Source organism: Zooshikella ganghwensis (assembly GCF_018263875.1).
GTDB classification, from domain to species: domain Bacteria; phylum Pseudomonadota; class Gammaproteobacteria; order Pseudomonadales; family Zooshikellaceae; genus Zooshikella; species Zooshikella ganghwensis.
Window position 1 is genome coordinate 674,336 of the sequence record NZ_JAEVHG010000001.1, and the last position, 22,600, is coordinate 696,935.

The window sequence follows — 22,600 nt, forward strand, 5'->3', positions numbered from 1 at the left end:
AAGGTGTTATGAAGTTAAATTTACCTGAACCTTTTACCCATCTGGTGTTGTATTGCCGAGCTGGCTTTGAAAAAGATTGTGCTGCAGAAATTTCAACTGTAACCGCTTCGCTAGGCGTTGCTGGCTACGTCCAGGCAAAACCACAGCAAGGGTTCGTCATATTTCATTGTGTGGGAGATGACGGTAAAGATGCGTGCTGGTTGCAGTCCAAAATTAGCTTGAATGCATTAGTGTTTACTCGGCAGTGGTTGGCAGCAGGCCCTTTCTTAGATGACCTGCCACCAACGGATCGCTTAACCCCAATTCTGGATGCGGTCGATGGGTGGCCTCAGGTCGGAGAGTTATGGTTGGAATATCCTGATACCAACGAAGGAAAGCAGTTACATCGCTTTTGTAAGAAGTTAACCGTGCCGCTTCGTAAAGCACTAAAAGCTAAAAAAGTGTTATCAGCGCAAGAAAATCCCGCGTTACCCCGTTTGCACTTGTTCTTTTTAAATGGTCAGCAGTGTTATGTGGGTATCAACTTGGTAGGAAAAGGTGCTCGTTGGTTGAATGGGATTCCACGGCTGAAGTTCCCTAGCCAAGCACCCAGCCGTTCTACATTAAAGTTAGCTGAGGCTTGGCACAGCTTGCTCTCAAAAGAAGACGAAGAGCGATTGCTACAGCCTGGCATGAAAGCGGTTGATCTTGGGGCTGCACCTGGTGGTTGGACTTGGCAACTCGTGAGTCGTCATATACGCGTTACAGCAGTAGACAATGGTCCAATGGATACAGCACTGATGGAGTCGGGTTTGGTAGAGCATCTACGGGCAGATGGCTTTACTTTTGAGCCGTCTAAACCGGTTGATTGGCTGGTATGTGATATTGTCGATAAGCCTGCTCGGGTAACGGATATGATTATTCGCTGGCTAACCAGCGAGTGGACACGTCATGCGGTGTTTAATTTAAAATTACCAATGAAGCAGCGTTACCAGGCTGTCGCCACAGCACTTGATCGACTTCATGCTGCCTGCCAGGAAGCGGGTTTTAACTATCGTATAGTGACAAAACAGCTTTATCATGACCGGGAAGAAGTAACTGTCGTGGTTTTGCGGGACTAATATACAAGCAAGCAATTTGTCTTTTAGGACCATCATGATGTCTTTAACACCACACAAGGAACATTAGCGGTGTGGTGTTACGGACACTAATCCTAAATGCTGTTCACTGTGTATATAAATCTTAACTTCTTCTTCATAACAAAGCATGGGCCGTATTTGTCCAACCAGATTTTTACGAGCCTCACTGTATAACCATTTTTGCCAGGATTGGATGTCTGTCCAGTGGCTAATGAGTAGCCGATGATTTGCATCATTAACATCAACCAGCGACTCAGCAGAAATAAACCCAGATGCAATAACAACGGTTTGTAGTGCTTCTTTTAACAGAATTTCATAGTTAGGCTCAACGCCTTCAGAAAGCTGACGGCTCACAATCACCTTTATCATCATTTAACCCCTTTGCTTTACTCAGACTGCTTTTTTAGATAAAAGCACGCAGCAAACATTGCGCTATACAGAAGCTTGGGCTTGCTTAGAACAGTATAGTCAGTACATTTCTCTAAGATCATTAATCAAGCCTTCGTTAATGTAAGTGACTAAAACAGCCATAGAATAATGAAAATGACAAAATGATGATTTTTTTTGCGATTTTTTATGACTTCTGCTAATCCTGAAGATAGGCCAATACCCGTTGGGTGATGTAGGTTGTTGGTATTGGGGAGAGGTAGATCGATGACTAAATCTGTAAGCACTTCCGTGACTTCAATATACCCCTGGAATTATGCTTTGCAGCTTTGGCACAGTCGGCAGCAGCCTACCCGACCGGTTATTGGCATGAGCTGGTACAACCAGCCAGTATCAGCCACTCAGTTAAGGGAGTACTTAACCTGCTGTGGTTTGGATGTGGTGGAGGCTTTTCGTGCAGCAGAGTGGAGTGGTTATTTTGAAAACCAACTACCTCCACTTTTTCCTTTAGTGATGAGTTTTCCGCTTCATACGCAGTTATTACTCAGTGATCATGCTAGTCAGTTAGCGGTTTGGTTACGTATTGTGTCTTGCCAGGTGCGCGTTAACCAAGCCTTAAGCCCACAGCATAGCTTTGACTTTAGTATTCACTATTACGCTTCAGATAGTGAGTTTCCCTGGGTAAGAATACTGGGTTATCAGTTGGAACAGCTGGTCTGGGAGTGTGAGCTGGCATTTAGTAGCAGCAGTAAAGAAGTCTTTCCAAAAGAGGTAGTTGAGCAAAGGCAAGCGCTTTTGGGCCAGGCCACACAATCAGTCGAATCCAGTTATAATGTGGGGCGTTGGTATTTACATACTACTCAGGCGAAGGCGTTTTCACAGTTAGTCCGCGATTTTCATCCAGCGCATTTATCCAATGTGATGGCAAAATGCCTAGGTTATCAGCGTGCTACAGTCAATGCCGTGTGGTTACTGTCGGCAGCATTGAGCTATTTACCCCTGCCACGCTACCCCATACAAATACAAAGTTACTTTCCTAGTCCCGCTTATGTTGACTCGGTGGTTGAGCTCAAAGCCACTCAAGGTCCACAAGGTCATGATTTTCGGATTGTCTCGGCAATGACGCCACGACTAGCTTTAGGGCAGCTAGTCGCTTTGCATTAGTCAAATATCACCAGCGCATTTGACTGAACTCGTCGTATACAAACCAAGCGAACTAACGACGATTAGAGTCTATGGCTTGATTTTGTTAAAGTTGTGTTTTATTGACTCGACAAAACGTACTCACTATGAATCCACACCCTGACCATATTCTTGATACCTGTGGCCTGATGTGTCCAGAGCCTGTAATGTTGCTTCACAATAAAATCAGAGAGTTACAGACAGGAGAAGTACTACAGGTAGTGGCTACCGACCCATCGACAACGCGTGATATTCCTAAATTTTGTACTTTTTTACAGCACGAGCTGATTGCTCAGGAGGAAAGTGACACCCAGTATATTTACTATATCCGCAAGGGTTCTGAAGGTGAGTAAATAATAGATCGAGCGTTTTTTTAAGCATAGTAAATAAGCTTTCCCCCCTTTACTGTTGATAAAAAAGGGAAAGCATATTTAACGTGTAATTACCCTTAATTTAAGATTAAGGGTCTACCAATAACGAAAAAGCGGCTATGGCATCGGGATCGTTAGCTTTAATTTTATTAGCAATGCGATGATGAAAAAAATATTTAAAGCCGTCATGTTGCTGTGCGGGAAACAAACAAGGGTCTCCTTTTAATACGGGCGTAGATTTAACTTTATTTTTATCAATAATCATCGCAAAAACCATTCCGTTATTGAGTAATTGCCAGCTGATCACTTCTTCTAAGGAAAAAGAGGCGAAGTTGTCAGTCGTGATAATGGCATGGGTGCCAATACTGTCAGGAATTTCATGGACGATATCATCAGGGCTTTGGAATGCAGTCTTGTAGTACTCTGCTGCTGTTTCCAGCTCGACGACTTTGTGAATAGGAGCTTGATAAAAGATTTCATCAATACCCTGATCATAGTAGCCTTCCCAGTGGCCATTCAACGGATCCCGAAGTTCATCGCAAGCAACAATGTCATTTAGCCAAGGCACTAAAGCTACCACTTCACCGTTAGTACGTAAGGCCCAGCATAGGATTTTCATACTAAACAGTTTGTTGGGATTTGCATCATTGCTGTACAGCATTTCCAAGCCATCAAGCTCGGGGGACAGGCGAATAATGCGTTTAGACTCTTCCGGTGAGATGGGCTTCCGTGTGAACATGTCAATGACATTATCTGTGCGCTTACGAGCGTGCACGTTACTCATAGCTAACCCCTCTCAGTTCGTGGTGCCTAATTATTGTTGTTATAGCCAGGTAAACGGGCACCACAAAAAAGTGACTTCACTTACTAGTATAGTTAGTGGGTTTTTAGCAACGCAAATCTGGATAGTCATTAAGGTTATATTGGGTCTGTTTGAAGGGCGCTGACAGGAATAGCACATTGCTCGAGAATTTGTTTCCAGTACGCAATATGTCGTGTGGTTTGCTGTTTAAGCGTGGCATGGAGTCCAGAATTTTCGGCAATGGTCTTGGCGAAAAACTGTTTCATGGCAGGAGGGATTTGCTCGCTAGGTAAAGTACTCAGTAAACGCTGATGGGTTGTTTGCCATTGCACAAGTTGCTGATTGAGCTGAGCGAGATAGGGCTGAATCTGTTGTAAATAATATTTTTGTAATACTTGGCTGAGTATGCGTGATTGGGGAGTGGGGCGGCGTTGTGGACATATCTGCTGAGCATCGACCTTTGCCATCACCCGATTCGCTGCTTTTAACATGGTATTGGCTAACACACTTGCGCGTATCAGTTCACCACCTGTGGCGCGTTGTTGGAGTTTTTGCAGATGTTGGTTGAGCTTAAATGTCAGTATTTTTAAGTCATCTATGGGCGTGTTGCGTTGCTGACTAAAAGTGATTAGGAAATTAAGAGCCTCCAGCGTGGGGGTTAGGCTGGGGGGATGGGCCGAAAGAGGAGGGGTTGCCAGGCTGAAATGATGCTGCATTTCACTAGAACTATAAAGCGCATTCCAATACGTCAATGGTAGTTGTGCCTGTTTAGCGTGAATCCATTGCTGTAGATTTTCTTGCAGTTCAACAGACGTGGTTTCTGGATGGTGGAGACAGGCGGAAAGTTCAGGGAGTAATTGTCGCTCATAAATAGCTTGTTGGGTAATGGGCATCACTTTGCCCAATGCACTATTTCGTTCAGCAATTCGCTGAGTGAGAGTGTGGCAGTGTTTGATCGAAAGGATGGCAAGAAAATTTAGCCGAATTGCTTCAGGCTCTACCCAGCGTGCTGTTCGGCTGGGGTATTGCCATAATGTCCAATCAATGTCAGTCGTTGGTGTTGCTTGTTCTAGACTGCGCGCCAGGCGCGCTAAATAGTCATCGAGTTTTGCTGCAGGTGAGTCACTCTGGCAACCTGCCAATGGCAGGCTGCCTATTAATATCAGGCAAAGCAATATTGACTGGCAACGCCATTGTTTTACGGTCACTAACTCACCTGGTTGGCCGCGGCGGCAGGAGCCGCAGACGTTATGTGCTGTTGGCTAATATAAACGACTCGGGCAAGCAGTAAGATAGCAGCAGCCGTCAGCCCGCTGACTAAACCGATCCAAAAGCCTGCCGGACCCATAGCGGGGGTGATAAAGTCAGTTAAGCCAAACAGATAACCTATTGGTAAGCCAATACCCCAATAAGCAATGATGACGACCATCATAGGGATTTTGGTATCTTTGTAACCACGCAGAATGCCATTGGCTGCAACCTGCAAACCATCAGAAAACTGGAACACCGCGGCATACCATAACAAGCCAACAGTAAGCTCAATAACCGTAGAGTCACTGGTATAGACCTCAGCGAGAAACTGAGGAAATGCCAGCATACAGCTTGCGGAAAAAACGGCATAACCTAAGGCCAGCATAATACCCAGCTGCCCAGCTTTTTTGGCATTAACAGGTTGCTGTCCACCTAGCCAGTGGCCAATCCGAATTGTCACAGCCATAGCGATACTAAATGGCACCATAAAGGCAATCGAAGAAATATTGATGGCAATCTGGTGGCTGGCAACAATTTCTGCACCCAGTCGGCCTAATAGCAAGCTCACGATAGAAAAGATACTGGCTTCGGCAAAGATTGAAATCCCCATAGGCAAGCCTAATGCTAGTAATTCTTTTATCATTCCAAGCCTTGGTAGTGACCAGTGGCGAAACAGTCCAAAATGCTTAAGAGATGGAGCTAAGTGGGTATAGATAGCAATTAGCACCATCATTGTCGCTGCCACTGTTGCGGTAGCCCAGCCACAGCCAACAGCACCCATGGCAGGAAAACCAAATTTACCGTACATAAAAATATAGTTGGCTGGAATATTTAACATTAAACCAATTAGCATGAATGTCATGCCGGGTTTAGTTTTTCCTACACCCTCACAGTAACTGGTAAATACATTAAATAAACTCAAAGCAGGCATACCAAAAGCGAGTGCTGTTAAGTATTGGCTAGAGAGTGGAATGATGTCAGGATCAACGTCAAGCCAATGCAATAATGGTTTGATATTCGCTAATAAAACAGCCAGTAATAGACCGCATACCAGGCCAATCCATAAACCTTGTTGGCCATAGGTGCCTATATCATCATTACGTTTGGCGCCAAATAAGTGGGCGACAGTGGGGGTCAGCGCCATATAGGTGCCCTTAGCGAATAAATACAGTGGTACCCATACGCCTGCGCCAATGGCAATAGCTGCCAGGTCCAATGCACCTAGCTGGCCTGCCATGATTGTATCGGTTAGCCCCATACCAGAAGCTGCCAGTTGGGTAATAATAATCGGGTAAGCCAAGTGCAAAATATGCCTTGCTTCCTGAAGTATCCCTTTGCTCATGAAACTCCTACTTAATAAACTGCGTGAAGCGATATATCTCGGTAGCGGCCATAGTGAGGCAGAGAAGTTGCCAGAAATGGTGTGTTGTGACGTGGTGGCCGGCTAAGGATAACGATAAGAAGCGCGTAAAAATGTAGAGCCGGTATTATATCATTTTTTAACAGAAAGCCCAGTATTTAGCGCTGGCAAAGTAAAAGGAAAACAGCCGGTAAAGAGGGCTTCACTGTTTATTTTATAAGGGATAAATAACTAACAATGCTCTGTTGAAAATAACGTCAAATTAATCGTTTTTTCTGTATTATAAAATTGACTGATTGCTTGCCGAAAACGTTCTGCTCTGGCGGGAAGTCCACATTGAGCATAGACCAGGACTTGTTGGTAAATAGCCTGCTTAAAAGGCTGGGGATTAATGTCTTCATTATTGAGGTTATCCACACTCACTTTAAATGGGTAACCAGCCGCTACTGATAAAATCCATTCGATTGCTTGAGGTTTAACCTCTACTTTTTCGAAAAGCTGCTGTTGCACTTTGGTTCGGCCATCAGGTTCGTACCAATAGCCATAATCAATCTGCTGGCGGCGCTGCTCTCCTGCAATAAACCAGTGGGCGCACTCATGAAGGGCACTGCTGAAGTAACCATAGGCAAAATAAATCCCATGATAGGTGCGCCGCTCATCAGAGGGTAAATAAATGGGTTCATCATCACCTTTGATAAGATACGTATTATGAGTTTTGGCAAAACACTGATTAAACAGGTTAATAAGGTCTTGGTAATGGTACTGCGAACAGCTCAAATTTTTCTCCAATGGCCAGAGGGCAATGCAAGAGATGCGAGTTATTAACCCAGTGATTATAAGTGAATAGAAAATTATCATCAAAATGTCATGGCGGTTTGGCAAGGGGCTACGTATTCTTTAACAGATAAATCACGTTGCGGGTTACGTCGTTGATTGGGGGAAATTAAGCTCTTTATGGTTGTCTAACGTTATAGGTTGCAAGTGATGGACTTTGTTGTTGGATGATATACCACTCTGGAGAGGTATTTTATGTGCTTCACAGTTAAAACGTGATTTAATTTATGTTTTTCAGTGTCTATAATCTGCGGTCATAGTTGTTGATAAAAATAGAAAGAGCGCATTATGTCTAATGATCATTTAGCCAAGTTAGAAGAAAAAGTACAACATGTGGTTGACACGGTGAGCATCCAGAAAATGGAGCTGGAAGAGCTGCGTGAACAGAAGGCCAAACTAGAGGAAGAAAATGCTACGTTAAGGGAAGAATTAGCCAATTGGAGCGACCGTTTAGGTAGTTTGCTGGGGCGTCTGGAAGGTGTTGCTGAAGAAGTCTGAGCGACTGACTATATCAGAGACAAGTTCTGGCTAAACGGATTGTATTGTCTTTTGCGTTAATGCGATACAAGCATCCAGCAAAATATACAGCAGATTAATTGGTTGCACCCTTGCGATGTAGCAAATTGTCCCTTGTTTTAGTGTGTCCATGTTAGGTAGCTTGCTACCTAACATGTGTTGTACGCTATGTGAATTATATGGATCCCTTGATCCAAAAAAATCACAATAGCAAATTAAAATTTAAAGCGGTTTATTTTTCCGCTTAACTCGTCTGAAAGATGACTTAATTGCTCACTTTGCTTGCTTGAGTTATCAGCGCCTTCTGCTACTTCTCCTGCTACATCACTAATTGTCGTGATATTTTTAGTGATATCTTCAGAGACAGCATGCTGCTCTTCTGCTGCACTGGCAATTTGGGTTGCCATATCATTAATACGGCTGATGGCATGAACAACTTCTTCTAGTCGTTTGGCCGCCTGTTGAGACTGCTCAACAGAGGTATGTGTCATCTCACTGCCCCGACTCATGGTTTGCACGGCTTGCTCAGTTCGATCTTGAAGGGCATTGATGGTTTGACGGATTTCATCGGTTGAGTTTTGAGTCCGGCTGGCCAGGGTTCTAACTTCATCAGCAACTACAGCGAAACCTCGTCCTTGCTCACCGGCACGAGCTGCTTCAATTGCGGCATTTAAGGCCAGCAAATTGGTCTGTTCTGCAATCGAAATAATGACATCTAATATACTACTGATGTTTTCACTATCTTCTTTAAGCTGTTCAATTACCTTGACGGCGTGCTCTACTTCATCTGACAGTTGCTGTATGGTAGATGCACTGCGATTAACGATTTCCTGCCCTTCTAAAACAGATTCATTTGCTGCGCCTGCTGATTGGGCCGTTTCAGCGGCGTTACTCGCTACCTCATTGGCTGCGCATGACATTTCATTGATCGCGGTGGCTACTTGATCTATTTCAGCGCGCTGACGTTGTACACCATTACTGGTTTCTTGAGCAATTTGCGAGCTTTGCGCAGCAGAGTCATCAACTTGATCAATGGTTTGTGCTACGTCTTTGACCATGTTCTGGATTTTTTCAATAAATAAATTGACGCGATTAGCTAGGCTGCCTACCTCATCGCGTCGGTTAATTTCAATTCTACGGGTTAGGTCACCATCACGTTCTGCCAGGTCATCAACCAGGCTAACAACTTCTTTAAGTGGTTTCGATATTGATGCGGCTACACGCCATAGCACGATTAATGCGAGAGCTGTAATAAGGGAACCCGTAATTAATTGCCCAATCAGGCTTTCGTTGAACTGCTCCGTAACCTGTGTAGACATTGCATGCACATCTGCAAACGCAACACTTTTGGGAACAGAAATAACCAGAGCCCAAGGGGTTTTAGCCTGACCTACCGAGAATATGGCAGTACTGGTAATTAGCTCCTCATTTTCAGTCACCACACTGCTGCCTTGTTTAATAGCATCAATAACAGGCTTCCACTCACTTAAGGCAGCGACCGGCTTACCCACTAAAGATGGATCTCCAGTATTGGCAACCATCACGCCATGATAACTAATGAGTGCAACACTACCACTACCTTCATAAAGTTGGCTGTTAATTTCGGTGCTAATTTCCTGTAAGAAATTAAGTGAGTAGTCAATACCTGTGATTCCAAGAAACTTACCATTAACAACGATCGGTGTGACAAAGGAAGAGAGTAGTGTCATTACCCCTTGGATATCATAGGGCGCGGGATCAATAATACATTCATTGAGGGTTTCTTTAGGACATAAGTAGTATTCACTTTCCCGTACGCCAGATGCGGTTTGCTTTGTCGCATAGAGATTATTGAGTGGGCGACCATCAACCTTGCCAGAGGGGCTGCGATTCCAATAAATAGCAAATTGACCTGATGATGGCATTGAGTGAATAAACTCACCATCTTTATACATCGCATCATTGCCATCAAAAGCATTTGCTTCCCAGCCGGTATAAGCACCTAGAAAGTCACTATTTGCTTCTGTTAAATGTTTAGTTATTTGGCTTACTAACTCTCGGCTATTTGCAATCTGCATGGAAGCGCCACTTTGATAATAGGCTTCTAAACTTTGTGCAAACGTCCTGGCGGCTGTTATGGCTTTTTCCATGCGGCGCTGCATACGTTGAGCTTTGCCAGCAGTGAGTGATGACAGGCTTTCTTTAATTTCATTTGACATTAAAGTCTGCGAAGTGTCACTGACATACTTTTGAGTATTCAGTGCTGTGTATAGTGCAAACCCCACCACTGCAAATAAAGAAATAATCAAGCAAATGCTAGTGTAAACGAGGATACTCGTTTGAACTGAGCGAAACTTCATACTGATTGCTCCACATCTCTAATTACACTTTATACCCTCTACTCCGCAGCATTTTGTTGGGAGAGTTCTTTGTAAAGTTGTTGATTGTATGATTAAAAAAAGATAAGTAAGGGTATACAGTCTTTCAGTATGGCAGAAGAATTCTAAAATCACCTAAAAAACTATGTTTTGAAGAGTGACGACAGCAAATCCAAAGAAATGATTCGTGAAGGGTATAATTGAGTAAATCTTCAAAAGATTATAAATCAGGCATAAATGAATAATTACTAAAAATACAAGGGAATAAAATGACCACTCAATGGGGACAACGTATTGCAACATCAGTACTGGAAGGTTTTGCAAACTATCGATCAACATTTACTTATATTACATTAGGTGCAAAGAAGCGCTTTGAGGAAGCGTGTTGGCTTGATGTTCAACAAGCTTCTATGGACCGTATTAATCTTTATGATGATGCGGTTGTGGCAGTGACGGATTGTTTGACAGAAGAAGTTGAGCATGGGTATGACTCGTTGAGTGTCTGGAAAGAAGCGAAGCGCTGTTATGCAGAGTTAATTCGTAGCCGAACTGATGGGGAGTTAGCTGAGACATTTTTTAATTCGATTTTTTGTCGTATTTTTAGACATTACGAAATAAAGCCAGAAAATTTATTTGTTTTTTCTACTCAGCCAAAAGTTAAAGCAGCAGATGAAGCTTCAATTATTTTGAGTTATCGACCAGCTTTTGGCCTGGTGAAAATGGTTGATAGGATTTTGGTTGATTGTAACTTCAATATCCCTTATGCGGATCGACGTCAAGATGTGGTCAATATTATTCGTACTGCTCAGCAGCAGCTAGGGTTTGTTTTTGCTGATAGCAAAGATATGGAAATTGATATTATTCGCTCTGTTTTTTTTCGTAATAAAGCAGCATATCTCGTGGGAAGAATACGCATTCGTGAGAATACCAAACCTTTCATCATTGCACTAATGAATAATGAACAAGAGGGAATATATGTTGATGCATTAATTACAGACCCAGATGAGGTCAGTATCATTTTTAGCTTTACGCGCTCTTACTTTATGGTTGATGCGCCAGTACCTGCTGCTTTTATCGCTTTTTTACAAGATCTTTTACCTTGGAAACAACGCTATGAATTATATAATTCCATCGGTTTTTATAAGCACGGTAAAACGGAGTTTTATAGAGATTTTGTTCAGCATTTAACAAAAACAGATGATCAGTTTGTTATTGCGCCAGGGGTGAGAGGCATGGTGATGATTGCCTTTACCCTGCCATCAAGCCAAACAGTCTTTAAAGTCATTAAAGATAATATTGCACCACAAAAAGAAGTGAATAAAGAAACCGTTAAAAAGAAATATTATTTAGTAAAAATGCATGACCGTGTTGGACGCATGGCAGATACTCAGGAGTTTTCGCATTTTGTTTTTCCTAAAGCACGTTTTCATCCAGAATTATTAGCGGAGTTATTGGCGGAAGCACCTTCAGTTGTTCGGGTTGTTGATGATTCAGTCATTATTGATCATCTTTACACAGAACGACGGATGATCCCCTTAAACTTATATATAAAGGATGCGACAGAGCAGCAGTTAGAGGCTGTTTTAGATGACTTTGGTAATGCGATAAAACAACTTGCGGCAGCCAATATTTTTCCCGGTGATATGTTATTGAAAAACTTTGGTGTAACCCGTCATGGGCGTGTGGTTTTTTATGATTATGATGAAATTTGTTATTTAACGGAGTGTAATTTTCGCCAGATACCACCGCCACGCTTTCCTGAAGATGAGATGGCGGCAGAGCCTTGGTACTCTGTTGGTGCTAACGACGTTTTTCCCGAAGAGTTTGCTATTTTTATTTTTGCTGATGTACGCATTCGCAAGTGTTTCACTGATCTGCACGGTGAGTTGTTTGCTGCCAGTTACTGGCAACGTATTCAAAAGGTTATTCGTGAAAACCAGGTGGTAGATGTCTTTCCTTATCGGCGTAAGCAGCGACTGGCACGACGTCTTAGTTAATAACCTTGGTAAACAGTAGGTTTGTAGGATGGCGTTCAAAAAGGCTTAATCATTACGATCCTCTGTTGTCTCATTGAAGCGGCTAAACTTAATAAAAACTCTAACGGTTATGGTGGCTTGATTGAGACATGAGGTTATGCTGAAGCAAACCAGGAAAGTACTAAAGCATACTTGCCTTTATCTCTACCTCACAATGCTCTATGAGATGGGTTGGGCACTGCTAAGTGTGCAACCGCTCTATGGCAATGAGCAGCCAGCGCTATCAACAGAAGGAACCTCATTTCGAATAGTGCCTGCAACGGCTGGCGCGAGTAATTTAGTGCCTGAATTGTCACTGAGTTTGGTTGAGCAGCAATGGGTTGCCCTGCATAAGCGTCTAAATGTTGGGATGTTGTGGTCACCAGAGCCGCTAATGAAGCTGGATAAAGGTGCTTTGCGAGGGTTATTGGTCGACTATTTAGTGGCAGCACAGACCAGTTTGGGCATCTCTCAGCTAAACGTTAGGCTTTATCCTGATGTGCAAGCCTTACTTCAAGCTGTGGCACAAAACAAACTGCATATGGTGTTGATTTCAACGAATCATCAGCCATTGGTTAAACATAAAAAGCTATTAATGACGATGCCGGTGATTAATAGCTATCCCGTGCTGGTTGCCCCTCGCTTTAACAGAGACCTTAGAGGGCTTGCTGATCTTAACCATAAGACCCTTGCGTTATCCCATGATTTTCCGGCGCTAACCAGTATCGAGCAACAGTTCCCCCTGGTTCAAATTCAGCTGGCACCCAATGTTAAGGCGGCATTAGAGTTAGTAAAACAAAGTCAGGCTGATGCATTTGTCGGTGAATTGATTAGAACAACCTATCAGTTCGAAACACTAGGGCTTGAAGACTTCAACGTGCTGGGACCTGTAGAGGTGACTGCTGGGCAATATGTGTTTGCGGTTCGTCAGGATCTGTCAATGTTGCATTTCTTGCTCACGCAGTGGCTGCAACGGCTGACTACGGAGCACCATCAGCGTTTTCTTAAACCCTGGGTATCACCCACAGTCGCATTAGCATTGGACAGCCCACCATTAAACCTCACAGATCAAGAGAAAGCCTGGTTAAAAGCACGTCCGGTAATAAAGGTCGGTGTGGATCGTAGCTGGAAGCCTCTCGACTTTATCAATAAGAATAATCAACATGTGGGTATCAGTGCAGAATACTTAAGAAGACTTGAAAAACAGATAGGTGTGCAGTTTGAAGTGGTAGGCAGTGATAGCTGGCGAAGACTATTGCAAGGTATCCAGTACGGTGAAGTGGATATGCTATCAGCGGTTATGCTCACTGAACAAAGAAAGCGCAACATGCTGTTTAGTCAGGCTTACTTGCAAATGCCCTGGGCTATTGCGACGCGGGTTGATGCCCCTTTTATTAGTGATATCGCTGATTTAACGGGACAAACTGTGGCGGTGGTAGCGGATTACGCTATCCAGGAAAAGCTGCAGCGTCAGTATCCACTCGTCAATTTAATCATTACTGAGAGTCTAGAAGAAAGCTTAGCACTTTTGCTTGATGGTGAAGCGCATGCCATTGTTGGCAATCAAGCTATGCTGACGGACTATATTCAGCAAGAATATTTGGGAAGGCTCAAGCTGGCTGCGTTACTCAAGGAAGACCCTGCGTCCATTCACTTTGCAATTAGAATGGACTGGCCTGAGTTAGAGGGCATTATTAACAAGGCTTTGTCCAGTATGAGTCAGCAACAGCATTTACAAATTCGCGAAAAGTGGTTGGCAGACCGCTATCAAACTCAAGCCATTTTACCGCTGTGGACAATCTGGTTAGTGCTTATCATCATTGTGGCTGCTATATGTGGTTATCTGTTTTATCGTGTTCGTCAACTACAACGGCGTCGCGATGATATCTGGCAGCGTTTAGAGTTCAGTCAACAATTAAGGGAGCAGCTGCTTGAAAGCTTACCTTTGCCTGTTGCGTTAATTAATAAGCAAGGGCACTGCTTGCACATGAACTATGCCTGGCGTCAACTGTTAGAAGGTGAAGGTGATGATAAGGAGGCGCTTTTATCGCAAGAAGGTTATTCCTCCAGTCATGAGGAGCCAGCGCAGCTGGCTTTTTTACCAAGCTTGCCTGATTTGCAGCCTTGGCCAAATGTGCGAGGTTTAATTGGCCATCTGGCTGAGTGCGAAAAAACCTGCTTTGAACTGCAGGGGGTAAGTGAAAAAGGTCTACCCTGGCGCTGGCAAGTTTCTTTGCATGGATGTTTTGTCAGTGGTGAGCTTGAAGAAGCATTATTAGCCATTGAGGTCTTTGATAAGCAGGAGCAAGCACGGCAACGTTATCGTGAAGCAGAGTCTCTTTTAACCCAGGTGACAGAGCACTGCCCAGTCGTATTATTTCAGTGTCAAATTGATCAAGAAGGCCAGTGGACGTTTTCGTTTATTAGCAACAATGTGTCGAGAGCATATGGCGTGAACCGCTTGGCTGTTCTAGAGGATAGTACTTTATTGTTGCAACATGTTATTGAAGAGGATCGAGAGGCACTGAAGTACTCGTTCGAAATTGCTGGGCAACGCATGAGTCGCTGGCATCATTGTTTCAGGTTGCAACTTTCTGATGGTCAAGTACGTTGGATTGAAGGCCAGGCATTACCAAGAAATGATCAAAATAAACAGTTGATATGGGTTGGCTACTGGTCTGATATTACGGCACGTTACTTGGCAGAGCAGACGTTAAAAGAAAGTGAGGCACGATATCGTTCTTTAGTGGATAACCTATCCTGTGTGGTTTATCGCTGTAAGCTGGATACACATTGGACCATGGAGTTTATTAGCGACAACATCAAAGCCTTAACGGGTTATTCTGCTAAGGGGTTGCTGGGCAATGCACAGCAAAGCTTTAAGGAGATTATTTTTGAGCAAGACCGGGAAAAGGTTGATCACACCGTATGGCGTGCTGTTGCGGTGAGAAAACCATATGAAATTGAATACCGGTTAAAAACAACACGAGGTGAACCTTGCTGGGTGTATGAGCAGGGACAGGCTTTTTTCTCTGATGCAGGAGATGCTTTGCATCTTGATGGTGTCATCGTTGATATTGACCAGCGTAAAAAGCAAGAACTAGCCTTGTTTGCGGCAAAACAGGCAGCAGAAGAGGCCACTCAACAACAGCTAGAAGTACTGGCTATGTTGACCCGAGAAATTGCCTGTCCCACTGACCGGCTAAGTGGCTTGGCAGAAATGCTTCAGCAGACACATTTAAATGCTCGTCAACGTTATATTACTGAACGTCTGTTAAGTACGATTCATGCACTCCAAAAAAATGTAAACGATATGCAAGACTTTGCTGCGTTAGAAACTGAACAGGTGGAGATTCAATGCAAGCCCGTTAGACTGATACCGGTGTTGGAGACTCTGATTGTTGAAACCTATGAGGCCTGTCAGCAGAAAGGTCTGCAATTTAAGTCCTATATTGATCAAGGTATTGCTTTTGAACTATGGGGGGACCAGCAGCATTTAGCACAGATCTTACGAAACTTATTGGGTAATGCTGTTAAATATACCAGTCAGGGTCATGTCTCATTTTCAGTTAAGCGGCTTTGGGCTAATGAAAAGCAGCAACAAATTGGTTTTTCTATAAAAGATACCGGTCCCGGTATACCGGATACCCTTCAGCAAGCACTGACGCGACCTTATTTTTACTCGCCACAGAATGATCAGGAGTCGACTTCGGGTATTGGTCTTGGACTAGCGGTAAGCGGCAAGCTTGCCCAGCAAATGCAGGGTGAGCTTTGTGTCAAAAACTATGAGCCCACGGGCTGTCATGCAGCTTATAGTCAGCGGTTTGATATTAAACAACCCAGCTTATTACCTGTATTTTCAGGGCAAGCGGTAGCTGCTTTATTGTGTCATGAGCGCTGGTTTAGTCATATTTTGCTGGATTATTGCCATTGCTGGGGGTTACACCCTATTCAGCCTGCACTTGTAGTAAATAAAGCTGAACAACTGGCTGACTTTCTGTCTTTACAGCAGGCTTCATTATTAATCGCATCAAGAGAAACCATTGACTTGCTGATTGGCTTGACACCCTATGAATTACACACAGTTTGCCAGCTATTAAAGGTAAGTTTGATTGTGCTTGATGGACACGAGGAGCCACCATCGCCTGTGGCTGATGCTCATCATAAGGCTGATGCCCCTCTTATATTTGTGAAAACCAAACCGTTCTTATCCAGTGAGCTGCTAGAAGCTTGTGAGCAGGCATTAGGCGTTAAACCACCTGCTCAGCTAACACAGGAAGCCTTACCTACCCGTCTAGACTTGGCAAAAGTAACAACGATGTTGGTTAACCCTATGGCCTTAACGCGATTATTTGGAACAGGCCAACGTTTACAGCTGGAGCTTTTTGAGTTTCAGGAGCTAGGTGAGCTTTGTATGTTAGCCCTCGAACAAGCCATCAAAGCAGGTGATATGGTGCAGATTAAAAAGATGGGAGGGAAGTTTAAAGCGGCTGCAAACGTTATTTCGGCGGGTCCACTGGCGGAAGCTTGTCAGGCACTAGTTGAAGCCGCTGAGCATGATAGTAAAGAAATGGAAGGGATATGGGATGACTTGCAACAAGTGTGGTTACGGACACAGAAAGCAATGAAGCGCTTATTAGAACAGCCTGCTTTTCCTCAGCAGGCGGGTTCTTGACAATATTTTAGGTCCCAAAAAAATGCAGCCCGAAGGCTGCAAAGGTTGGGTTTGTTCATAAGAGAGGTTGGGACGTGGGTTTATATTTTGTAGGTTAGATTTTAAAGCGGCTCATCATGTCTCGAATATTGTTGGCCAACGTTTCGACTTCACCGCTTTTCTCTCCGGTTTCTTTGGCTCGCTCAGCGGTTTCTTCAGCAACCATTGATATGTTAACAATGTTTTCATTGATCTCACTGATGACAGAGCTTTGTTCCTGGGATGCTTCAGCTATGTGCGAGTTCATTTCAGCAATGGTATTGACAGCATCCAAAATTTTATTAATGGCTTCACCTGCATCAGATACCTTGGTTACGCCACTTGATGCATGGTGTTCTAGGTTGACAATGCCTTTTTCAACGGTTTCGCTACAAGAGCGAAGGTTGAGAATACTCTGATGAATTTCATCGGTAGACTCATTGGTTTTTTGGGCGAGTGTGCGAACCTCATCGGCAACGACAGCAAAACCTCTTCCTGCTTCTCCAGCACGGGCAGCTTCAATCGCGGCATTGAGTGCGAGTAAGTTGGTTTGCTCAGAAATACTCTTGATGACATCAAGTACTGTACCGATATTCTCACCTTCAGTAATGAGCTGTTGTGTGGCCTGGGTGACTGAAGTGATCTCATTGGCCAGAGACTGAATAACGGTAACAGCCTGGTTAACGATGTGATTACCTTCTTCTGCTTTGTGATTAGCATCAGAAGCTGATTCTGAAGCAGCATTGGCATTATTGGCAACATTACCAATGGACTGGGACATCTCGGACGTTGCTGTGGCTACCATATCAATTTTGGTTTGCTGATTGAGAACCCCTTCAGAGGTTTCATCAATAATCTGGCGACTCTCAAGTGCGGTTGACTGGAGCTTTTCAGAGAGTGAAAACAGCTCGGTAACGATGGTTTGCAGGTTTTCAACAAAGCCGTTGAAGCCTTGAGCCAGCGAACTGATTTCAGTCGCAGAGTTAGTGTCTAAGCGCTGGGTGAGATCACCTTCACCACTGGCAATATCATTAATAGCGGTACCAATTTGATTGAGTGGTTTAAGGACAATACGCATGATGATGAAGAAAATCAGTAGTGCAATGAGTACATCCAGAATTAACGCCTGAATGACTTGGCGCATCAGTACGCCCTGCAGTATCTCTTGAACTTTTGAGTCGTCTATGAATATTTCAACGGTTCCTACTTCTTGCAGTTCACCATCATCATTGAAAAGTAAGGTTTCACTCAACTTATCAGAAAAACCTTTGGGTAAGGCCTTAGACTTGACGATTTCTCCCGCATCATCTTTGATAAACAGGGCTAAAACTTCAGTTTTAGATTTAACGCTAATACCACTGACAAAATCAGCCTGCATCTCCGACAGAACATTTTTATCAATAAACTCGGGTTCATAGTTCCAGATAGGGCCAGGTAAGCTGACAGAGAGACGCTCAATCGTAGCTTTAGCTTGCTGGGTTAAATTTTCTTCCAGCTGGGAAGCGGTTCGGCTGTAGTTATAGTAACCAAACAGGGCTAATACAATGGTTACTACAACAGTAAATTCTAAAATAAGTCGTGCGCGAATACTTTTTGGATATATGGACATAGCCTACACCTAGCGAACATTGCCTCAAAATCAATTGTGGCTATTGGGGGTTATGTCCCTGTCCTTAGGTGAATCAAGTGGCTGACTACCAATCCCCTGTTAAGCGTAATCCCCATGAGCACGATGGCTATTATTGCTCTTATCGTCAATCTAGCTAAATCGTTCGTTTTTTCCCATCATCACCAATAAGTGACTTTGTATTCCAGTCTAGTACAAAAACGCTTAAGTGAAATAAAAATAATACAGGGATGAAAACTAATGATAAAAGAGTGGGTGGTTTAATGCCTGATCAGGCACTGAGCAAGTAATGATCAGGCACTCAGCAAGTAAATAGAAGTCTGGTTTTAATATTTTTCAGCAATCTCGGTCATGATTGCATTATCTTCACGAATTCGAGCAATTTCACTCCATATTTGGTTCATCTCATCTACGGTAAGCCGGCTTTGTTTAGCGAATGCTAAAAAGTAGGATTTGGATTTAATTGGAGTTTTACTGATTTTTAGTTTTCCAGAAAAGGCGGGTGTTTTACTAAGGTGCTGAATTACATTGGGTATAGTAACAACAGAGCCTTTATTGTCCCGCAGCAGGTTTTGTAAGGTTTGTTTGTCACCCAATGCCGTTGAGCTGACAAAGAGTCCTGCTTTTTCCAAGTCTTCAGCTATAGAGTAACCTTTTGGTGTTCTGACCGGCTGTGGGATGCTTTTTAGCTCACCATCGTACTCATAAGGGTTATCTGCCATGGTGACAACGACATACTCGACCTGAGAGACACGAAATTGCGATTTCACCGCTGTCTTGGCATCAGGGGGATAAATCAGAAACTCTGCTCGCTCGTCTTTATAAGATGCAGTCGCTACGCCATCATAGCGTCCTTTCTGTGCATCACGTAAACAGCGACTCCAGGGCAGGGGGGTTATTTCTAGTTTTACATCCATGTTTTTCATGGCCATGCGGATAATATCGATATGCATGCCTTTCGCCTCACCACGTTCAGTCATCATGAACGGGTACCAAAGGCCTCGATCAGAACAGATTCGAACTTTTCGAATAGCCCACGCGTCATTGCAGGTGACCAAGATTAAGAAAAAGGTGGCTAAAAACTTCATTGCCAATAATGCTCCAAAGGGTAAATTGTATGCCAAGCTTTCTTTGTTGCATCCCGCTGGTGGGGAGTCCTATCACCCTGATCCCTAACTCGCGCTGAGTTACTTCCTGAAGTTACATGCTGGCGAATAGGGCGAGAAGGTTGATAAGGTTTCTTCCCTGCACACCTTCGCTCTGCATGTAGCTTGATAAATTTAACCTATCGGCAAAAGTAGTGGATCAAGATAGTTCTATAAAATGTGAACTATTTTGCAATACTTTTTGTGTAACACCAACAGTTCAAGGACTACTTAACAAAATACTCTGTGTTCTAGTTACAGCTTAGCTTATCTTACAGGTGACGAGTGTAGTTGAGCTGGTTAACATGGCAACGTCAAAGGCAGACATTAAGATTGTCAATATCACTATGACTTCAACTTCATCAATGACCACTTCAACAAAGCCTACGCCTCCTACACCTAAACAGCTCCATCATTTATTTCAGCAGGGCGCTTTACCACGCCAGGCTTACTATCAGGCGCTGGATATGATCAGGCCTGATGATTACTGGCTGCGTTGGGCTGAGCGACATTTAATGCTGATTGGTAGCATACTTCTACTGGCGGGTATTATGTTCTTTTTTGCCTACAATTGGCAGGAACTTCATCGCTTTGGCAAGCTAGGACTGCTTGAAGTCGGTGTAACGTTAACTGCACTGCTGTCTTTAGTTTCACGTTTTTCCCTTGCTGCACGACAGGTGTTGCTAACCTCGGCGGTAGTGCTTACGGGGATACTTTTCGCTGTCTTTGGTCAAATTTACCAAACGGGAGCTGATGCTTATACCTTGTTCTTGTCGTGGGCTGTAGTCACCTTACCTTGGGTCGCATTAGCCCGGTTACCGGCACCTTGGGCGATATGGTTTGTGGTGAGTGAAGTTGCTTGTTGGTTAGTTTGGGAACAAGTGTTGTCTATTCAGTTTACCGACTGGAGTGATTTACGCTGGGTAAGTATGGCTTTATTAGCTGGCTTTATATTATTGATTAATTATAAACAGGCGCGCACTTCTGTGCTGGCGAGTAAATTTCATTGGCTATATGTAACTGTTATGCTCGGTGTGATGGCTATTCCTGCCTTAAAAATTGCCATAGATGATTACCATGTTACTTCCCAAACCTGGGGCGTCGCAATTACCTGGTTAGTACTGTCGTGTATTTTGATTGTTTTTTATCGCTTTATCAGTCAGCAAATTTATGGACTAACCATAACTTCACTGCAACTAACTGTTGTTTTATTAGTTTGGTTATTACATCAAGTGTCTGATATGCGATTAACGGATACTTCTACGCTGTTTATATTTGGCTTATTGATTGTGACTACCATTTCACTGCTGGTGTTTATTTTACGCAGTCAGGCACAGCTGATGCGCAAGGAGGCAAAAGAGTGAAAACCTACGACAGTGTGCAGGCGCTATTAGCATCTCCAGAGATTAGTACTCAGCTTTCAGTAGAACAGCAGCAACATGTATTAAGAGTGTTTGAGCAAAGTCAGCAGCCTCAAGATCCTCTGGTTTTTCGTATTTTAATTGCGGTGAGTGGCTGGGTGGCAGCATTATTTTTTCTAGCCAGTTTGCTCGCTGCAGGTTTGTTCGATAAAGGCATGAACGCTATGGGGTATGGCTTCTTGTTGTTAATGGGCGCTATTTTTTGGGTTAATTCTACACAACGTGTTTTTTTTCGGCATTTAGCTTTAGCTCTCGGTATTGCAGGGAATGGGCTTGTACTTTTTGGAATGGGAGAGTTTTGGGGAACTGATACTTTATTACCCATTGTGGTAATGCAAGCTTTGCTGACTGGGATGAGCTATCCATTTGTGGCAAGCAATTCATTTCGTTTTATACAGTGTATATTGCTGGGGATTTTAGTCTTTATCTGGCTTTATGATGAACCAAGTCATATCGGGATTATAATGTGGACATGGTCACTATTATTATTGCAATTATTATTTTTTGTTGGCCTAAGGCCGCTGCCGGCGCTATTGCCCTTGGCTTATGCAGTATCAATATTATTACCCATAAGTGTACTTCTGCCTATTTGGGTACCCGATTTTGATGCTCGTTTAGTGACCATTATTGCGGCTGTTGAGCCTGCATTTCGAGTTGGAATGGCTGTAGGATTATTATTACTGGCATTGCATATCAGTACTGACACACCTTGGAATCAGCCTTGGTTTTATATTGTCGTTATTTCATGTGTTATTTTGGCACTTTTTGCGAACTCTGGATTGTTGCTTTCACTATTTATACTGATATTGGCTTATATCTTAGCTGACAGGTTTTTAAAGGTGATTGCTTATCTCTTTTTAGTCGTCTTTTTAAGTATTTTTTACTACAACCTGCAAATTTCGTTATTGGATAAGTCCTACTTATTAATGGCTAGTGGCAGTGCTATGTTGTTAGTACGCTGGTTATTAGGTCTTTTTTTCAAGGAGCATGATGTATGATCAGTCCGCTTCAGCGCTGGGGCATCGTGGCTGGCTGGTTGCTGGTCATGGTAGCAATTAACTGGAGTATTATTCAAAAGGAGCATGTACTAGACTCTGGGCAACAGGTTCGATTAGCGCTAGCACCCGTTGACCCACGTTCTTTGATGCAGGGAGATTACATGCGCTTACGTTATGCAATAGTCAATGAAGTACCGGTCCATCAGTTAGCAGCAGAAGGGCTGTTGATTATCCAGCTTGATAAACAACAGGTAGCATCTTTTGTGGGTGTCCATCAGCCAGGAAAACCTTTGAAAAAAGGTGAATTACTCTTACATTATCGTCGTTATGGAGAACATGTAAAACTAGGTGCAGAAAGCTATTTATTTGAGGAAGGTAAAGCGAGTTTACTCAGTGAAGCTGCATATGGTGAGTTTCGTGTAGCTGCAGATGGCAGGACTGTATTAGTAGGACTGCTTGATCAAAACTTTCATTATTTGGATACACTCTTTCAGGAGTGAACACAGGTCAATTGCAGTTATTA

At 43.4% G+C, this 22,600-nt stretch carries 17 protein-coding genes; 9 read left to right on the top strand and 8 right to left on the bottom strand.

Annotated features, from left to right (window positions below; genetic code table 11):
* Positions 1–8 precede the first annotated feature (8 nt).
* Positions 9–1,100 (top strand): 23S rRNA (cytidine(2498)-2'-O)-methyltransferase RlmM, encoded by a 1,092-nt coding sequence (gene rlmM / locus KHS79_RS03030; protein ID WP_027706720.1) that lies wholly within the window; start codon positions 9–11, stop codon positions 1,098–1,100.
* Between the two features lie 63 nt (positions 1,101–1,163).
* Here the strand turns inward: rlmM and KHS79_RS03035 are convergent, their stop codons facing one another.
* Positions 1,164–1,490, bottom strand: a complete 327-nt coding sequence (locus KHS79_RS03035; protein WP_084611068.1) for an antibiotic biosynthesis monooxygenase family protein — start codon at positions 1,488–1,490, stop codon at positions 1,164–1,166.
* 282 nt (positions 1,491–1,772) lie between these two features.
* On the opposite strand from KHS79_RS03035, the gene KHS79_RS03040 reads away from it, so the two are divergent.
* On the top strand, positions 1,773–2,669 hold the full coding sequence (locus KHS79_RS03040) for a hypothetical protein (RefSeq protein ID WP_027706719.1): 897 nt from the start codon (positions 1,773–1,775) through the stop codon (positions 2,667–2,669).
* Positions 2,670–2,794: 125 nt separating this feature from the next.
* On the top strand, positions 2,795–3,040 hold the full coding sequence (tusA, locus tag KHS79_RS03045; RefSeq protein ID WP_212716505.1) for a sulfurtransferase TusA: 246 nt from the start codon (positions 2,795–2,797) through the stop codon (positions 3,038–3,040).
* Between the two features lie 106 nt (positions 3,041–3,146).
* Here the strand turns inward: tusA and KHS79_RS03050 are convergent, their stop codons facing one another.
* The 4 genes from KHS79_RS03050 to KHS79_RS03065 form a co-directional block, all read right to left on the bottom strand.
* The gene (locus KHS79_RS03050) at positions 3,147–3,842 is read right to left on the bottom strand and encodes a hypothetical protein (RefSeq protein ID WP_027706717.1); all 696 of its coding nucleotides are present in this window, start codon (positions 3,840–3,842) and stop codon (positions 3,147–3,149) included.
* A 134-nt stretch (positions 3,843–3,976) separates the two neighbouring features.
* Positions 3,977–5,068 carry a DUF3080 family protein gene (locus KHS79_RS03055; RefSeq protein ID WP_212716507.1) on the bottom strand — a complete coding sequence of 364 codons (1,092 nt, stop codon included), beginning with the start codon at positions 5,066–5,068 and terminating at the stop codon, positions 3,977–3,979.
* The gene (locus KHS79_RS03060; RefSeq protein ID WP_212716509.1) at positions 5,068–6,453 is read right to left on the bottom strand and encodes an MATE family efflux transporter; all 1,386 of its coding nucleotides are present in this window, start codon (positions 6,451–6,453) and stop codon (positions 5,068–5,070) included. Before KHS79_RS03060 ends, KHS79_RS03055 begins: the two co-directional genes overlap by 1 nt.
* Positions 6,454–6,702: 249 nt before the next feature.
* On the bottom strand, positions 6,703–7,248 hold the full coding sequence (locus tag KHS79_RS03065) for an elongation factor P hydroxylase (RefSeq protein WP_233468169.1): 546 nt from the start codon (positions 7,246–7,248) through the stop codon (positions 6,703–6,705).
* Positions 7,249–7,593: 345 nt separating this feature from the next.
* On the opposite strand from KHS79_RS03065, the gene KHS79_RS03070 reads away from it, so the two are divergent.
* The gene (locus KHS79_RS03070; RefSeq protein WP_027706714.1) at positions 7,594–7,803 is read left to right on the top strand and encodes a cell division protein ZapB; all 210 of its coding nucleotides are present in this window, start codon (positions 7,594–7,596) and stop codon (positions 7,801–7,803) included.
* A gap of 233 nt (positions 7,804–8,036) precedes the next feature.
* Here KHS79_RS03070 and KHS79_RS03075 read toward each other — a convergent pair whose 3' ends face one another.
* Positions 8,037–10,160, bottom strand: a complete 2,124-nt coding sequence (locus KHS79_RS03075) for a methyl-accepting chemotaxis protein (protein WP_212716513.1) — start codon at positions 10,158–10,160, stop codon at positions 8,037–8,039.
* A 287-nt stretch (positions 10,161–10,447) separates the two neighbouring features.
* On the opposite strand from KHS79_RS03075, the gene aceK reads away from it, so the two are divergent.
* Complete coding sequence (gene aceK / locus KHS79_RS03080) at positions 10,448–12,175, top strand: bifunctional isocitrate dehydrogenase kinase/phosphatase (RefSeq protein WP_212716515.1); 1,728 nt, start codon at positions 10,448–10,450, stop codon at positions 12,173–12,175.
* A 136-nt stretch (positions 12,176–12,311) separates the two neighbouring features.
* The gene (locus KHS79_RS03085; RefSeq protein ID WP_212716517.1) at positions 12,312–16,868 is read left to right on the top strand and encodes a transporter substrate-binding domain-containing protein; all 4,557 of its coding nucleotides are present in this window, start codon (positions 12,312–12,314) and stop codon (positions 16,866–16,868) included.
* A gap of 94 nt (positions 16,869–16,962) precedes the next feature.
* On the opposite strand, the gene KHS79_RS03090 is transcribed toward KHS79_RS03085, so the two are convergent.
* Together KHS79_RS03090 and KHS79_RS03095 are read right to left on the bottom strand one after the other, a co-directional pair.
* A complete protein-coding gene (locus tag KHS79_RS03090; protein ID WP_212716519.1) occupies positions 16,963–18,495 on the bottom strand; it encodes a methyl-accepting chemotaxis protein in 1,533 nt (510 codons plus the stop codon).
* A gap of 344 nt (positions 18,496–18,839) precedes the next feature.
* Positions 18,840–19,496, bottom strand: coding sequence for a substrate-binding periplasmic protein (locus KHS79_RS03095; RefSeq protein ID WP_212716520.1), 657 nt, complete (start codon positions 19,494–19,496; stop codon positions 18,840–18,842).
* A gap of 467 nt (positions 19,497–19,963) precedes the next feature.
* Here KHS79_RS03095 and KHS79_RS03100 point away from each other — a divergent pair, with 467 nt between their 5' ends.
* Genes KHS79_RS03100 through KHS79_RS03110 form a run of 3 tightly spaced genes read left to right on the top strand, consistent with a single transcriptional unit; the run spans position 19,964 to position 22,577 of the window.
* Complete coding sequence (locus KHS79_RS03100) at positions 19,964–21,022, top strand: DUF2157 domain-containing protein (protein WP_212716522.1); 1,059 nt, start codon at positions 19,964–19,966, stop codon at positions 21,020–21,022.
* Positions 21,019–22,077 (top strand): DUF4401 domain-containing protein, encoded by a 1,059-nt coding sequence (locus tag KHS79_RS03105; RefSeq protein ID WP_165773324.1) that lies wholly within the window; start codon positions 21,019–21,021, stop codon positions 22,075–22,077. Before KHS79_RS03100 ends, KHS79_RS03105 begins: the two co-directional genes overlap by 4 nt.
* Entirely contained in the window at positions 22,074–22,577 is a 504-nt protein-coding gene (locus KHS79_RS03110) for a GDYXXLXY domain-containing protein (RefSeq protein ID WP_212716524.1), read from the top strand. The genes KHS79_RS03105 and KHS79_RS03110 overlap by 4 nt, the downstream gene beginning before the upstream one ends.
* Positions 22,578–22,600: the final 23 nt, after the last annotated feature.